Source organism: Mycobacterium sp. NPDC004974 (genome assembly GCF_053600815.1).
In genome coordinates, this window is the sequence record NZ_JBSGAQ010000004.1 from 191,704 (window position 1) to 205,854 (window position 14,151).

The 14,151-nt window shown below is 66.3% G+C and carries 15 protein-coding genes; 8 read left to right on the forward strand and 7 right to left on the reverse strand.

Annotated features, from left to right (window positions below; translation table 11 throughout):
* Positions 1-43: 43 nt before the first annotated feature.
* The 7 genes from ACWEFV_RS11735 to ACWEFV_RS11765 form a co-directional block, all read right to left on the reverse strand.
* Positions 44-562 carry a PH domain-containing protein gene (locus ACWEFV_RS11735; RefSeq protein ID WP_135453202.1) on the reverse strand — a complete coding sequence of 173 codons (519 nt, stop codon included), beginning with the start codon at positions 560-562 and terminating at the stop codon, positions 44-46.
* 9 nt (positions 563-571) lie between these two features.
* Positions 572-1,381: a biotin--[acetyl-CoA-carboxylase] ligase gene (locus ACWEFV_RS11740; protein ID WP_135453201.1), complete on the reverse strand. Its 810-nt coding sequence runs from the start codon at positions 1,379-1,381 to the stop codon at positions 572-574.
* Between the two features lie 31 nt (positions 1,382-1,412).
* Positions 1,413-2,522, reverse strand: a complete 1,110-nt coding sequence (locus ACWEFV_RS11745; RefSeq protein WP_450070292.1) for a Rieske 2Fe-2S domain-containing protein — start codon at positions 2,520-2,522, stop codon at positions 1,413-1,415.
* On the reverse strand, positions 2,515-4,074 hold the full coding sequence (locus tag ACWEFV_RS11750; protein ID WP_450070293.1) for an FAD-binding protein: 1,560 nt from the start codon (positions 4,072-4,074) through the stop codon (positions 2,515-2,517). Before ACWEFV_RS11750 ends, ACWEFV_RS11745 begins: the two co-directional genes overlap by 8 nt.
* On the reverse strand, positions 4,071-5,744 hold the full coding sequence (locus ACWEFV_RS11755; RefSeq protein ID WP_450070294.1) for an AMP-binding protein: 1,674 nt from the start codon (positions 5,742-5,744) through the stop codon (positions 4,071-4,073). Before ACWEFV_RS11755 ends, ACWEFV_RS11750 begins: the two co-directional genes overlap by 4 nt.
* On the reverse strand, positions 5,737-6,300 hold the full coding sequence (locus ACWEFV_RS11760; RefSeq protein WP_450070295.1) for a nuclear transport factor 2 family protein: 564 nt from the start codon (positions 6,298-6,300) through the stop codon (positions 5,737-5,739). The genes ACWEFV_RS11755 and ACWEFV_RS11760 overlap by 8 nt, the downstream gene beginning before the upstream one ends.
* Positions 6,301-6,494: 194 nt before the next feature.
* The gene (locus ACWEFV_RS11765) at positions 6,495-7,637 is read right to left on the reverse strand and encodes a PucR family transcriptional regulator (RefSeq protein WP_450070296.1); all 1,143 of its coding nucleotides are present in this window, start codon (positions 7,635-7,637) and stop codon (positions 6,495-6,497) included.
* Positions 7,638-7,763: 126 nt separating this feature from the next.
* Here ACWEFV_RS11765 and ACWEFV_RS11770 point away from each other — a divergent pair, with 126 nt between their 5' ends.
* From ACWEFV_RS11770 to ACWEFV_RS11805, 8 genes are all read left to right on the forward strand, one after another.
* Positions 7,764-9,392, forward strand: a complete 1,629-nt coding sequence (locus ACWEFV_RS11770) for an acyl-CoA carboxylase subunit beta (protein WP_135453195.1) — start codon at positions 7,764-7,766, stop codon at positions 9,390-9,392.
* A complete protein-coding gene (locus ACWEFV_RS11775) occupies positions 9,389-9,667 on the forward strand; it encodes an acyl-CoA carboxylase subunit epsilon (protein WP_450070297.1) in 279 nt (92 codons plus the stop codon). The genes ACWEFV_RS11770 and ACWEFV_RS11775 overlap by 4 nt, the downstream gene beginning before the upstream one ends.
* A 32-nt stretch (positions 9,668-9,699) precedes the next feature.
* Positions 9,700-10,338: a Maf family protein gene (locus tag ACWEFV_RS11780; protein ID WP_450070298.1), complete on the forward strand. Its 639-nt coding sequence runs from the start codon at positions 9,700-9,702 to the stop codon at positions 10,336-10,338.
* Between the two features lie 26 nt (positions 10,339-10,364).
* The gene (locus ACWEFV_RS11785; RefSeq protein ID WP_450070299.1) at positions 10,365-10,940 is read left to right on the forward strand and encodes a hypothetical protein; all 576 of its coding nucleotides are present in this window, start codon (positions 10,365-10,367) and stop codon (positions 10,938-10,940) included.
* A complete protein-coding gene (locus ACWEFV_RS11790) occupies positions 10,940-12,340 on the forward strand; it encodes a hypothetical protein (protein WP_450070300.1) in 1,401 nt (466 codons plus the stop codon). The genes ACWEFV_RS11785 and ACWEFV_RS11790 overlap by 1 nt, the downstream gene beginning before the upstream one ends.
* 192 nt (positions 12,341-12,532) lie before the next feature.
* The gene (locus tag ACWEFV_RS11795; RefSeq protein ID WP_234927067.1) at positions 12,533-12,760 is read left to right on the forward strand and encodes a hypothetical protein; all 228 of its coding nucleotides are present in this window, start codon (positions 12,533-12,535) and stop codon (positions 12,758-12,760) included.
* Positions 12,761-12,836: 76 nt separating this feature from the next.
* Positions 12,837-13,733 (forward strand): sulfurtransferase, encoded by an 897-nt coding sequence (locus ACWEFV_RS11800; RefSeq protein WP_135453190.1) that lies wholly within the window; start codon positions 12,837-12,839, stop codon positions 13,731-13,733.
* The gene (locus tag ACWEFV_RS11805; protein WP_450070301.1) at positions 13,730-14,149 is read left to right on the forward strand and encodes a SufE family protein; all 420 of its coding nucleotides are present in this window, start codon (positions 13,730-13,732) and stop codon (positions 14,147-14,149) included. Before ACWEFV_RS11800 ends, ACWEFV_RS11805 begins: the two co-directional genes overlap by 4 nt.
* The last annotated feature ends 2 nt before the right edge of the window (positions 14,150-14,151 follow it).

Consider the following 14,151-nt stretch of genomic DNA (forward strand, 5'->3'; position numbering starts at 1 on the left):
AGCCATTTTCGCCGGATTTCACACCCGGCCACGCGAAGGCGCGTCAGCTCGGTGACTCTTCGGACCCCAGGGTGTCGAAGACTTCGTGATACAGCAGTGAATGCACCTGTTCCACGCGCGGAATGTCGTGGAATTCCAGGGGATCCTGCGACGCCGATTCGATAATCAGGGTGCCGGTGCGCAACATCCGGTCGGTCAGCCCATGGCGGAACTCGACGCTGTTGATCCGTGCGAGCGGGATGTCGATGCCCGAGCGGGTCAGTAGGCCGTGCCGGAACATCACCCGCCGGTCGGTGATGACGAAGTGCGTGGTCAACCAGTTCAGGAACGGCCAGACCGTCAGCCAGCCGACCACGATGAGCCAGATCGCGCCGATCACGATGAACAGTACGTTCTTGGCCGTTGCCTGCCAGTCCATGGTGTTGACAACGGCGGCGACGAACGCAGCTGCCGCGGTGATCAGGATCAGGACGAGTACCGCACCGATCAGACGTTTCCAGTGCGGATGCCGATGCAGCACCACCTGCTCGTCGTTGGCCAGCACATTTTCCGGGTAGCCCACGGCAGCACTCTACGGCTCGTCGGGGCGCAGGTGCGTGATGTCGCCTGCCGACACCGTGACCCGTTCGGTCCCGGTGTCGATGATCAGCCGCCCGAGCTCGTCGACGTCGACGGCCGTGCCCACCAACGTGTTGTCCCCCGGCAGGATCGCGCGGACCCTACTGCCGATGGTGACACTGCGTGCGCGGTAATCGGCGGCCAGCTTCGGATCGGAATTGCGCCAGCCGGCGAATCGGGCGGCCAGATGCCGGAGCAACGCCTGAGCCAGCGGGTTGCGGTCCACTGTGCCCGCGCCGAGCTGCGACAGTGAGGTGGCACGCGGGTCCGGGGCCTCGTCCGAGGTCATGGTCACGTTCAGGCCGAGCCCGACGACGACGACCGGCGCCGGCGATGCCACCTCTGCGAGGATGCCGGCCAGCTTTCCCCCACCGGGGCCGACCAGGACGTCGTTCGGCCATTTCAGGCCGACGCGCACGCCCGTGACCTCGGCAACGGCGTCGACGACGGCGACACCGGTGGCCAGAGGCAGCCATCCCCAGATATCCGCGGGTGCCCCTGACGCGTCGACCCCGACCGACAACGCCAACTGCGACCGCGGCGGCGCCGACCACTGCCTGCCATGCCTGCCGCGCCCGGCGTTCTGGTACTCGGCCAACAACACCGCGCCGGCGATCTGTTCACCGGCGGCCGCGCGTGCCAGGAGGTCGGCGTTGGTGGATCCGGTTTCGTCGACGATGTCGAGTCGGTGCCAGGGCGCGCCCAACGATCCCCGCAAGGCGGCGACATCGAGCGGTGGGCGGTTCGGCTGACGATCATCCATGGGCCGTCAGCTTATTCGCATCGGTGACGGGCTACCGCTTGGCCATATTCTCGGCAACCTCCTGATGCCAGAGTTCATTGGCGTGTGTGGTGTCGACCTCTTGCTCGAAGCGATCGGTCATGTCGGGCGTGACATCGGCGACGTCGACGTAGAACTGCTCATACCACCGGCGATGGTGGTACACCGGACCGTCCTCCTCGGTCAGCAACGGATTGTCGATCCGGGCCTTGTGCTTCCAGATCTCGACGTCCTCCATGAAGCCGTCGCCGAAGGTCCGGCTCATCGTGGCTGCGAGCTTCTCGGCCTTGTCCGCCGACAGCGCGGGATTCTGCTGGACCGCGACACCCCACTGCAGCACGAAAGAGTTGTGCGTGACCGGGTAGTGGCAGTTGATCAGGGCGATCTCGACGGTGAAGTCCGGGGCAAGATCGTTGTGCAGCCAGTTGATCATGTACGCCGGGCCGAAATACGTTGCCTCCGAACGCAGGTAGGTGCCGTCCCAGAGTTCCCTGGTGGCGTAGTCCGGACGCGGCTTGGACTCCATGAACTGGCTCGCGGTGTGGCCCTCGATGACGTTCTTGAAGTACGTCGGGTAGGCGTGGTGGATGTAGAAGAAGTGGGCCATGTCGACGTTGTTGTCGACGATCTCGCGGCAGTGCGACCCCTCGATCAGGATCGAATTCCATTGCCACGGCGACCAGATGCCGTCCTCGTAGCCCTCGATCGTGGGCGGGATCAGCTCAGCGGACCCGGTCGAGCCTTCCGGGTCGTGCCAGACCAGCAGCTGACCGTTGACCTCACGGGTGTCCCATTTGCGGGTGCGCGCCAGCCGCGGGGTGCGCTTCGCGTAGGGCACTAGCTTGCACTTTCCGTCGCCGCCCCAGCGCCAGTCGTGGAACGGGCAGGCCAGGTTGTCGTCCTTGACCGATCCCATGGACAGGTCGCCGCCCATGTGCCGGCAGTAGGAATCGAGCACGTGCAGTTCGCCGGCGGAGTCGGCATAGACGACGAGCTTGGTGCCGAAGGCTTCGATGCCGTGCGGCTGCCCGTCACGGAACGTTTCAGCGAGCCCGACGCAGTGCCAGCCGCGGGCGAACCGCGTCATCTCCGCGCCGGCATCGATTTCCCGGATGTCACTCATGAGAGCCTCCCACGTCCCTGCCTAGCATGTCTTTGACCGCAAGGTGGCTGAACAGCATGCTGGTTCCGATCGGATTTCCGCCGCCCGGATAGGCCGTGCCGCTGGGGGCGGCCATGGTGTTGCCCGCGGCATACAGACCGGCGATGACCTGACCGTCGGTGTCGAGTACCCGGGCCGCGGTGTCGGTACGCAACCCGCCTTTGGTGCCGAGATCGGAGATGCCGAACGCGGCGGCGTGGAAGGGCCCCTTCTCGATCGCGACCAACGGTGACGCGCCGCCGGAGAAGGCCCGGTCGTACGCCTCGTCGCCGCGGCCGAAATCCTCGTCCGATCCGGCGGCGACGAAGGTGTTGAAGCGCGCCACGGTGGCGGCCAGGTTCTCGGCGGGGACGCCGATCTCGGCGGCCAGCTCCTCGAGGGTGTCGGCGGTGTGCCACAACCCGGCCTCGACGTAGCGCTGGGTGTCGACCATCGAGACATTCGTGGCCTTCACCGGGGGAACCTCGCCTTCCCGGTCGTCGTAGATCATCCAGTACGGCAACGTCATCGAACCGTCGGCCAGTCGCGGCAGGATCGCGCGGCCGATGCGGTCGTAGGCCGCCGACTCGTTGACGAAGCGCTGTCCGTTCTGGTCGACGAAGATGCCGCCGGTGAACCAGAGCGCGAACGCCGAGCGTCCGTCGGGATGCGTCAGGCCCGGCGACCACCAGGCCTGCTCCATCAGGTCGACGTCGGCGCCGACGGCCATCGCGGCCCGATGCGCGTGGCCCACATTCGCCGGCGGTCCCATGGTGTCGCGGGCGACACCCGGTACACCGTGTTCACGGCGCAGTTCGTCGTTGCCTTCGAAGCCGCCGGCGGCGAGCAGCACGCCGCGGCGGGCCCGGATGGCCTGTCGCTCACCGTCGGTTTCGACGATCGCGCCGGTCACGGTCCCATCCTCGACGACCAACTCCACCAGCGGGGCATTGAGTCGAAGCGAGGCATTCGGGTACTGCTCAATGGCTTTCAGGAACCGGGCGATCAGGGCCCGGCCGCCGATGAAGTAGTCATCGGGCTGCTCGGCGCCGAGGCGGTCGGCGTCGAGCGGGCCGCGCACCAGCTCGCGCAGGTGCGGGGCCTTCTCCACCTTGAGGGGCCGGGCCGCGATGTGGCGTTGACCGTCGGTCCTGGCCTTGGGGGCCTTGCCGAAATAGTCGGGCCACGGCATCGGCGCGAACTTCAGATTGTCATCGGCCTCGAGGTATTCGATCAGTCCGGCGCCGCCGCGGACATAGGTGTCCTGCAGCTCCCGCGGGGTCCGGTCGCCGACGACGGCGTGGTAGTACTCGAGCGCGTCCTCGATGGTGTCGTCGGTGCCGGCCCGCTTGAGCACCGGGTTGCACGGGAACCACACCCCGCCGCCACCGGAATACGCTGTGGTGCCGCCGAATTTATCGCTGGCCTCAACCAGGATCACCGACAGTCCTTCGCGCGCTGCGGTGTAGGCGCCGGCCACGCCGCCACCGCCGGACCCGGCGATCAGGACGTCACACTCGTCGGCCCATTTCATAGGTAACGCTGCCTCCCGTACTGCGCGAACTCTGCGTCCAGCGACTGTTTGTCATCGTCGCCCATGGCCTGATATCGGGGCATTCCGCGTCCCGCCCACCGGTACACCACCTCGTCGGTGTGCCAGCGCTCCTGCTGCAGTTCACGTTTGAGCACCTTGTTGGACCCGGTGACCGGCAGGTTCTTCGACACCCGCAGGAACCGCGGAATTCCCTTGGTTCCCAGGTCATCCTGGTCGGCCAGGTAGGAAACGAATGTCGAGGCGTCGAAGTCGTCGGGGTCGGCCACCTCGATCGCGGCCATCACCTGATCGCCCGAACGCGGATCGGGCACCGCGTATACACCGGCTGCCACCACCTCCGGGTGGCGGCGCAGGACCCGCTCGATGTTGAGCGCCGAGGTGTTCTCACCGTCCACCCGGATCCAGTCGCCGCGCCTGCCGGCGAAGTAGATGAACCCGTCTTCGTCGAGGTAGCCGAGATCCCCTGTCCAGTACCAGCCGTTGCGGATGCGTTCGGCGTTGGCCTCGTCGTTCTTGTAGTAGCCCTCGAACGTGCGGGTGCCGAACTTGTCGACGATCTCCCCTACGGCGTCGTCGGGGTTGAGGACGCGGCCGTGCTCGTCGACAACCGCTGGGACACAGTCTTTGAGCGATTCGGGGTCGACGATCGCCACCCCTTGATGCGCGGGCCGGCCGAGCGCGCCGGCAGGCATGTCGGGGGCGAGTACCACTGCCCCGCCACCTTCGCTCGATCCGTAGCCCTCGAACAGTTCGGCACCGAAGCGACGACGGAACTCGTTCTGGTCATCGGGCGATGCCTCGGTGCCGAAACCGCGGACCAACGGGTTCTCGGCATCGTCGGATTGTTCGGCGGTGGCCATCAGGTAGCCGAGCGCCTTGCCCACGTAGGTGAAGAACGTCGCGCCGAAATACCGCACGTCCGGTAGGAATCCGGAGGCCGAGAACGCGGGCGTGAGGCACACCGTCGCGCCGACCGACAGCGCCGGCGCCCACAGCGCCATGATGGCGTTGCCGTGGAACAGCGGCATGCAGCAGTACTCCACGTCGTCGCGCACGTGGCCGAACTTCTCCGCGGCCGCGTAGGCGATCCGGGCCAACCGGCCCTGGCTGCAGATGACGGCCTTGGAGGCACCCGTCGTCCCCGAGGTGAACAGCAGCAGCATCTGCGAGTCCTCGCCGACGCCCGGTGCCAACGCCGGGGTGACCCGAAGCGCGTCGACCGCCTCGCGGTACCCGGGAGAGTCGACCACGAGGAACCGATCGGGTTCCAGGCCGAGGTCCAGGCCACGCAGTCGCTCGGCACCTGCGGTATCGGTGACAATCAATTGGCAATCGGCATGGCGGATTTCGGCCGCCATCTCAGCGGCGCCACGGGTCGGGTTGATCCCCACGATGGTCGCGCCGACGAGTGCGGCACCGCCCAACCAGAACAGGAAGTCCGGCACGTTGTCCAGCAGGACGCCGATGTGAAAGGGGCCTTCAATTGGGCATGAGCCGCGGAGCTCCGTCGCGTACGCCCCGCGCGCGGCGGACTCCGCGACCACTTCGTCCCAGGTCCAGTCGCGGTCGCGGGTGCGCAGGCCGAGATGCTGATCGCCGACCCGGTCGAGCAGCATCTGGCCGATCGAGTCACGCACTGGGTCAGGCATGAGCTTCGGCGGCGGCGCGCTTCTGGTCGATGTACTTCTGCGGCAAGTCTTCCTGGCTCAGCCTGGTCACGCTGACCGGGCCGGTCTGGTAGGCGTCCTCACCGACGATCAGGCCGTCGGCGTCGATCGGCCAGTTGATCAGCTGACGGAACAGCAGCAGGTAGTCGCCGTCCGGATCGTCCACCTCGACGCCGATCGCCTGGGCGGCCGCGCCCGGATAGATCATCTTCATCCAGCCTTCGGTCATCACCAGATCATCGTCGACGGCAAGGCGATCGATCTCGAAAACGAGGTGGTTGGCGCCGCTGGCCACGAATGCCTCGTAATAGGCGCGGACCCCCTCAGTGGTCTTGGGGCCCATATCGGCATTGGCGTACCAGAAGTGGTAGTCCGGATTGGGGCTCAGAGTCGCCATGAGCCGTTCCATATCGGGCTCGGCCTCGGCCTTCATGTGCTCGAGAACGACGCTGAGCACCTGACGGTGCCGCTCGTTGGTGGTGACGGCGAGACGTTCTTCCACGGGGACCCAGGTCTTGGTCGGATCGATGATGGCCATATCGGCCTCCTTGCTTGTTTGGGCTGCATCGCAATCTTGGCCAATGCCGTGATGCCCGTCACCCGCCATACGTCGGCCGATTTCGCCAATTCATCCGACAGTTGTCGGTCGGGTGCGGGCACCGGACGCCGAGACTGAACTGAGGGACAAAAAAGGGCCCACATCTGTCCCTGGCTTCAGTTTCGATGCGGCCACTAGAGCAGGTCCGCATCGGCCAGTTCCGCCGACGAGATCGCGATCCGCCGGACCATGAGGACCAGGGTGCCCAGAAAGCGGTCGACGGGATCCTCGAAATCCCACCCCATCGCGGCCTGCACCCGCGCCAGCCGGGCCGCGACCGTGCTGTGGTGCACGTGCATTTCGGCGGCCGTCCGCCGCAGCGAGCCGTAGACGAAGAACGCCTCGGTGGTCTGCACATCGAGATCCCCGGCAGGCGTTGACGCAATCTCGTTGATACGGGCCACATCTCGATTACGTCGCACCCGGTCGATAGGGAGGTCGGCCAGCAGCTCCAGCGAGCTCAGCCGCTCATAGGCCACCACGCGCCTGCCGAATCCGGTCGACGACGCGAACCGCAGTGCGCGTACGGCCTCGTGCCATGAGGTCGAGGCACTGAATGCGCTGCCCACCGATCCGATTCCGATCCAAGGGCCCGACGCCGTGCCGATGTTCACCACGGCCGGAAACTGTTCGACGATGAGGCGCTCCAGACGATCCGAGAGCTCCCTCATGTCGAACGATCCCTGGCACACGATGGCCGTCGCATTGCCGATCACCGCCGACCGCACCGTCGGCGCGGCCAGTTCACCGGTAATGAGGCGCACCGTCTCCCGCGGCGAATGCCCCGATGCCGCCAGCACGCACGTCGGCCTGGTCTCGTCGAGCCCCAACAACCGGATCGCCCGGGCACGGTCCTCGCGATGTTCCTTGGCCGACAGCACGACCTCGAGCAGCGCGGGATCACCCAGATGCGGAGTCCCGCTCACCCCGGTCCGCACCGCGACCCGGCCCACCAGTCGTCGCAGCCGGTCGAGCAGCACCTCGTCCAACGGGTGCCCGGATCCGTCGCGTTCCACCCAGACGACCGTCTCGTGCTGATCCGATGCCCCCGCGGCCCCGTCTTCGATCGGATCGAGGTGTCCGGACGCGTCATAACGGACGACGGTGCCGCCCGGCCAACGGACACCCACGGGGCACCCGGCGATCAGTGCGGCAAACCGTATGGCCGCGTCGGCATTGGCCTCTTGCTCCTCCAGCGCGTCGAACTGCGCGACGAGCCGCAGCACCGATGCGGGATCGGTGCCCAGTTCGGACAGCACAAGCGGCCCGGTGGTCATGGTCGAGAGCGTAGGCCCACGGCCCGCTGCGGCGGCAGGCCACAGCACACAACGCCCACCGCAGTGACGCGCGCCACGTCCACCTCTCTTAGACCAGTCTTAGGGTTACCGATAACATCGTGACTCATGACGAGCGTTACCGAGCCGTCCGCCGAGCACCAGGTGGACATCCACACCACTGCAGGCAAGCTGGCCGATCTGAAGAGGCGGGCCGAGGAGACGCTGCATCCCGTCGGCGAAGCTGCCGTGGACAAGGTGCACGCCAAGGGCAAGCTGACCGCCCGCGAGCGCATTCTTGCCCTGCTCGATGAGGGGTCGTTCGTCGAACTCGACGCGCTCGCCAAGCATCGCAGCACCAACTTCGGCCTGGAGAGCAACCGGCCGCTGGGCGACGGCGTGATCACCGGCTACGGCACCATCGACGGCCGCGACGTCTGCATCTTCAGCCAGGACGCCACCGTGTTCGGCGGCAGCCTCGGTGAGGTCTACGGCGAGAAGATCGTCAAGGTCCAGGAGCTGGCCATCAAGACCGGCCGTCCGCTGATCGGCATCAACGACGGCGCCGGCGCCCGCATCCAGGAGGGTGTGGTCTCCCTCGGCCTGTACAGCCGGATCTTCCACAACAACATCAAGGCCTCGGGTGTCATCCCGCAGATCTCGCTGATCATGGGCGCCGCGGCCGGTGGCCACGTGTACTCCCCCGCGCTGACCGACTTCATCGTCATGGTCGACCAGACCAGTCAGATGTTCATCACCGGGCCTGACGTCATCAAGACGGTCACCGGCGAGGACGTCACCATGGAGGAGCTGGGCGGCGCCCACACCCACATGGCCAAGTCCGGCACCGCGCACTACGTCGCCTCCGGCGAGCAGGACGCCTTCGAGTACGTCCGCGATCTCCTGAGCTTCCTGCCCCCGAACAACTACGCCGAGCCGCCGCATTACCCGGTGGCCGCGGCGCAGGGCTCGATCGAGGAGACCCTGACCGACGAGGACATCGAGCTCGACACGCTGATCCCGGATTCCCCGAATCAGCCGTACGACATGCACGAGGTCATCACCCGCCTCCTCGATGACGATGAGTTCCTCGAGGTGCAGGCCGGGTATGCCGGCAACATCCTGATCGGTTTCGGCCGGGTCGACGGCCGCCCGGTGGGCATCGTGGCCAACCAGCCGACCCAGTTCGCCGGCTGCCTCGACATCAACGCCTCGGAGAAGGCCGCCCGGTTCATCCGGACCTGCGATTGCTTCAACATCCCGATCGTCCTGCTGGTCGACGTTCCCGGCTTCCTGCCCGGCACCGACCAGGAGTACAACGGCATCATCCGGCGCGGCGCCAAGCTGCTCTACGCCTACGGTGAGGCCACGGTCGCCAAGGTCACCGTCATCACCCGCAAGTCCTACGGCGGCGCGTACTGCGTGATGGGTTCCAAGGACATGGGCGCCGATGTCGTGGTGGCCTGGCCGACGGCTCAGATCGCCGTGATGGGCGCCTCGGGCGCGGTGGGCTTCGTGTACCGCTCCGAACTGCGGGACGCAGCCAAGAACGGCGAGGATGTCGACGCGCTGCGCCTGGAGCTGCAGCAGACCTACGAGGACACTCTGGTCAACCCCTACATCGCCGCTGAGCGTGGATACGTCGACGCGGTCATCCCCCCGTCGCACACCCGTGGCTACGTGGCCAACGCCCTGCGGCTGCTGGAGCGCAAGATCATCCAGATGCCGCCGAAGAAGCACGGGAACATCCCACTGTGAGCGGGGCGAGCGAGGGAACCGTGGCGGACCAGGCCGACGTCGCCGCCGACGAGGTCAAGGCGGACCACCAGGCACACATCAAGGTGCTGCGCGGTCAGCCCACCGACGAGGAGATGGCCGCGCTGATGGCCATCCTCGGCACCGCCGGTGGCGGCGTCGAAGGCCCCGTGGTGCGCGACCGCAACCTGTGGGGGCATCCGGTGGACAAGCTGCGCTACGCGATCTTCAGCTGGCAGCGCATCACGCTGTGGGAGCGCACCCACATGCGGCGCTGATGAGCGCTCGCGCGAAGAAGAGACAGCACTGAATGACCCGGGTCGTTCTGGGTTCGGCATCGACGGGCCGGCTTGGCGTTCTACGCCAGGCCGGCCTCGATCCGTTGGTGGTGGTGTCCGGTGTCGACGAGGACGCCGTCCTCGCGTCGTTGGCCGACGCCCCACCCGAGCAGGTGGTGAGCGCACTGGCCGCCGCCAAGGCCGACGAGGTGTTCACCCATCTGCCCCCGGCGATCGCCGGAGACTGTGTCGTCATCGGCTGCGACTCGATGCTGCTTCTCGACGGGCAGCTGTGCGGCAAGCCAAAAGACGTCGATACCGCACGGCGGCAATGGCAGGCGATGTCGGGCCGGACTGCTCAGCTACATTCGGGCCACGCGGTGCTTGTCGTGCGTGACGGAGCCGTCACCCATCGCATCGCCGATACCGGTATCACCGCAGTGCATTTCGGCTCACCGACCGACGCCGACCTGGACGCGTATCTCGAAAGCGGCGAACCGCTCGGTGTCGCAGGCGGTTTCACGATCGACGGGCTGGGTGGCTGGTTCATCGACGGCATCGACGGCGATCCGTCCAATGTGATCGGCCTGAGCCTGCCACTGCTGCGCCGGATGCTTGCCGCGGCCGGGGTGTCGATCGCCGATCTGTGGAAAAGTTCTGCGCAAGACTGATCGTTCGCCCACTTACGATGGCAGTCGTGCCAGCTTGGGTGGGGACCGCGCGACGTGGGCTGGTCTCTGTGATCGCCGCTGCGGTGATGACAATCGGCATTCCCGCGGCCCACGCGTATCCCCCCGGGTTTCCTGACCTCGACAAGTTCGTGGCAGTCGATGCCGGGCCGTTCACGCACAGCTATGACTACGGCCGGGGCGGCAAGGGCAGCACCGTGTCGTTCGGCACTCCCGATGGGGTGTACTGCAATTGGCAGCAGTCGAACGATGTCGTCAAGCACCCGGAAATCAACTGCATCGGCAATGTCCCCGGTGTTCCTTCTCATGTCGTCGACCGCGACGAACCAGGATGCACCGAAGTGCGATTCCAGGGCGACTGGGTAGGTGGGGCCGACACGTACGGATTTCTCCACAGCTATGCGAGCAGTGGCAGTTGCCCGAAAGCGGATGTCGCCCGGCCATCCACCGTGCTCAAGCCAGGCCAGAAACTGACCTCGTCGAACATCACGTGTGCGGTCGCAGAGGGCAATGTGACCGCATGTATCGATCCGGTCGTCAACCGTGGGTTCATGTTGACCCCGGCGGGAAGCTGGACGTTCTGATGTCCCGGCGGCGCGGGTTGTGGCTGGTCGTCGGCACGTTCGTGGCCGTGGTGGTCGTGGCCATTGCGGCCGGCCTCGCCGTACCGAAAATCCGGGGACACACCGACTCGATCATCACCACCCCTCCCACGAAAACCAATGATGTACCGAAGGTTTCGCGGGCTGCGCCCGCGGACGAGCCGGGTCAACTCGTGGCCTTCGGGCTCGATCGCGCGCTGGTTCCCGGATGGCAGGTCACCGCCGGATCACTGGGCCTGCCCGCAGACACCTCGATCGGTGGCCGCCCATTCGCCACCCGTGGGCATTTCGCGTACTTCCTCGCGGACTGCGCCGAGAACTGCACTGCCAAAACCTGGCTGTTCGGGATCGATACCCACTCGGGCGAAGCGCTTTTCGCGCCAGTGGAATTGCCAGATTTTCCCGGCAGCAGGTTCGGGACCTGCATGCGCAACGGTCCGGCGAGGGCCCTGTGCCTGCCGTACGGACAAGGCCGTGACGGCAAGACCGGAGTGACAGTGGTCGATCTTGACCGGGGTGCGGTCAGCTTCACCGGCGATGCCGAATTCGATGGTGGCTTCGACGGTGTGGTGGCGACGGCCGCCGTGGGCGGACACCCCATCTGGCTTGCCGCGAGCGCTCCCGGCGAGGGACTGCGTGGCATCGGGGAGCACGCCGAGTTGACGTGGTTCGTGCCAGGCGATGGAGCGGAACCCAACAAGCCGCAATCGAGCGGCACCTCGGCGACAGTGGCGGTACAGCTGGCGAGTACGAAAGACCCGGCATACCGCGTGTTCTCGGTGTCCGACGGTCACGAACTCACCCCGACGCCACCTCCCGGCACCGCACTCAAGCGCGCGGTTACCTACCCGGCCGGCTTTGCCTACCAATTCGAGAGCGGTCCGACGGCCGGGGTGCTGTTCTACGACAACACCGGCCGATTGCTGGCCCGTCGAGAACTCACGGGTTACGGCGTCTACGCCATCGATTCCGTGCTGATCGCGATGGACCGGGACGTCTTTCGGGTTTTCCAGCCGGACGGAGGAGAAGTCGCGACGATCCCGGTCACGCGCAACACTCCATCGTCGTTCCGCAACGTGGGTTCGCAGCTGTACGTACCGATCTCGGACAAGCCGAATGACCATCGCTGGCAGCGTTGGGATCTGGCCACCGGGGCGAGCGGTCAGACCTGCGGTGTGGACCTCGCAGACTACGTCGCAGGCAAGGCATCGGTCGTCCTGACAACCACGGACAGCCCCAACGGGATCAGTCTCGTAGCCACCGATATGGCCACCTGTCGGGTCCTGTGGCGGCAGCCCGTCGACTACAACGGGGTTTTCCAGGTCGGTGACGCTCTGGTCGGGTACCGCTTCGATCAGCTCACCGGCCTGCGAGCACCGTAGAAGCACCCGAAAAGTTCATTCTCACAACGTCTTCCAGAGCGCCGATTCTGATCACCTCCGGCCGGCCGACTCGATGTCGGCACGACCGTGGTGAATTCCACCGGCGCACAGTGACCAAATTGCAACCTTCTCCGAGGCGGCACGCCGCGCCGACGTCCCGAATAGTCTCAACTACGGGTTGACACTGGGCCGATGCCAGTCGAAGAAACAATGTGGGATGTTCGCGTAGCACGCGACTTCGAGACATGCGATCTGGAGCGGCTGCGCGCCGCATTCGCCGACATCATCTCCAAGCGCCTGTCGCCGGGTAAGCGACTGCTGCGTGTGGTGACCTGGTCTCAGAACGGCGGCTCGCTGTTCCGCGCCAACAATGGCGCCCGCCGCTTCGCCGTGGCCTACGAGGTGGCATTCACCGCCTAGGTGTCGATCAGCACCGACCGTCGACCCGTCGACAGTGCCACGGCGCCAATATCCGGACCGACGGTACGCTCTTGGTGTGCCGCTGCCTGCTGATCCCAGCCCCACCCTTGCCGAGTACGCCCATCCGGAGCGCCTGGTCACTGCCGATTGGCTGGCCAGCAATCTGGGTCGGCCCGGTTTGGCCATCGTCGAGTCCGACGAGGATGTCCTTCTCTACGACACCGGCCACATCCCGGGCGCGGTCAAGATCGACTGGCATCTCGACCTCAATGACCCCAATGTGCGCGACTACATCAACGGTGAGCAGTTCGCCGAGCTGATGGACCGCAAGGGCATCAGCCGCGACGACACCGTCGTCATCTACGGCGACAAGAGCAACTGGTGGGCGGCCTACGCACTGTGGGTGTTCACCCTGTTCGGCCACCCTGACGTGCGCCTTCTCGACGGCGGGCGCGACCTGTGGGTTTCCCACGGTCGTGACACCACCCTTGAGGTGCCCACCCGGCAGTCCAGCGGCTACCCGGTGGTGGAGCGCAACGACGCCCCGATCCGCGCCTACCGGAACGACGTGCTCGACATCCTCGGGAAGCAGCCGTTGATCGACGTCCGCTCACCCCAGGAATACACGGGCGAACGCACCCACATGCCCGACTACCCGGAGGAGGGCGCGCTTCGCGGCGGGCACATCCCCACCGCGAAGTCGATCCCGTGGGCCAAGGCAGCCAAGGACAGCGGTCAGTTCCGCACCCGCGCCGAACTCGAGGAGCTCTACAGCTTCCTCAACCCTGACGACGAGACGGTGGTGTACTGCCGGATCGGTGAGCGCTCCAGCCACACCTGGTTCGTGCTGACCCACCTGCTCGGGCTGCCCGGTGTGCGCAACTACGACGGCTCATGGACCGAATGGGGCAACGCGGTTCGGGTCCCCGTGGCCGTCGGCCCGGATCCAGGTGACGCCCCGAGCGCCTCATGAGTTCGATGCCGGACTCCCTGGCGGAGGTTGTCTCCGACTTCCAGGAGGTGACCGGCCAGGACAAGTTGCAGCTGTTGTTGGAGTTCGCCAACGAGTTGCCACCCTTGCCGACTCACCTCGAGGAAGCGGCCATGGAGCCGGTTCCGGAGTGTCAGTCCCCGCTGTTTCTGGACGTCGACGCGTCCGACCGGGAGAAGGTTCGGCTTTACTTCAGCGCTCCCCCGGAGGCCCCCACAACACGCGGGTTCGCGGCGATCCTGGCCACCGGCCTGGACGGCCAGTCCGCCGATGACATCCTGGCGGTGCCCGACGACTTCTACACCGCGCTGGGCCTGGCCGCGCTGATCAGCCCGCTGCGCCTGCGCGGAATGTCGGCGATGCTGACGCGGATCAAGCGGCGGCTGCGCGCGGCCTGAGC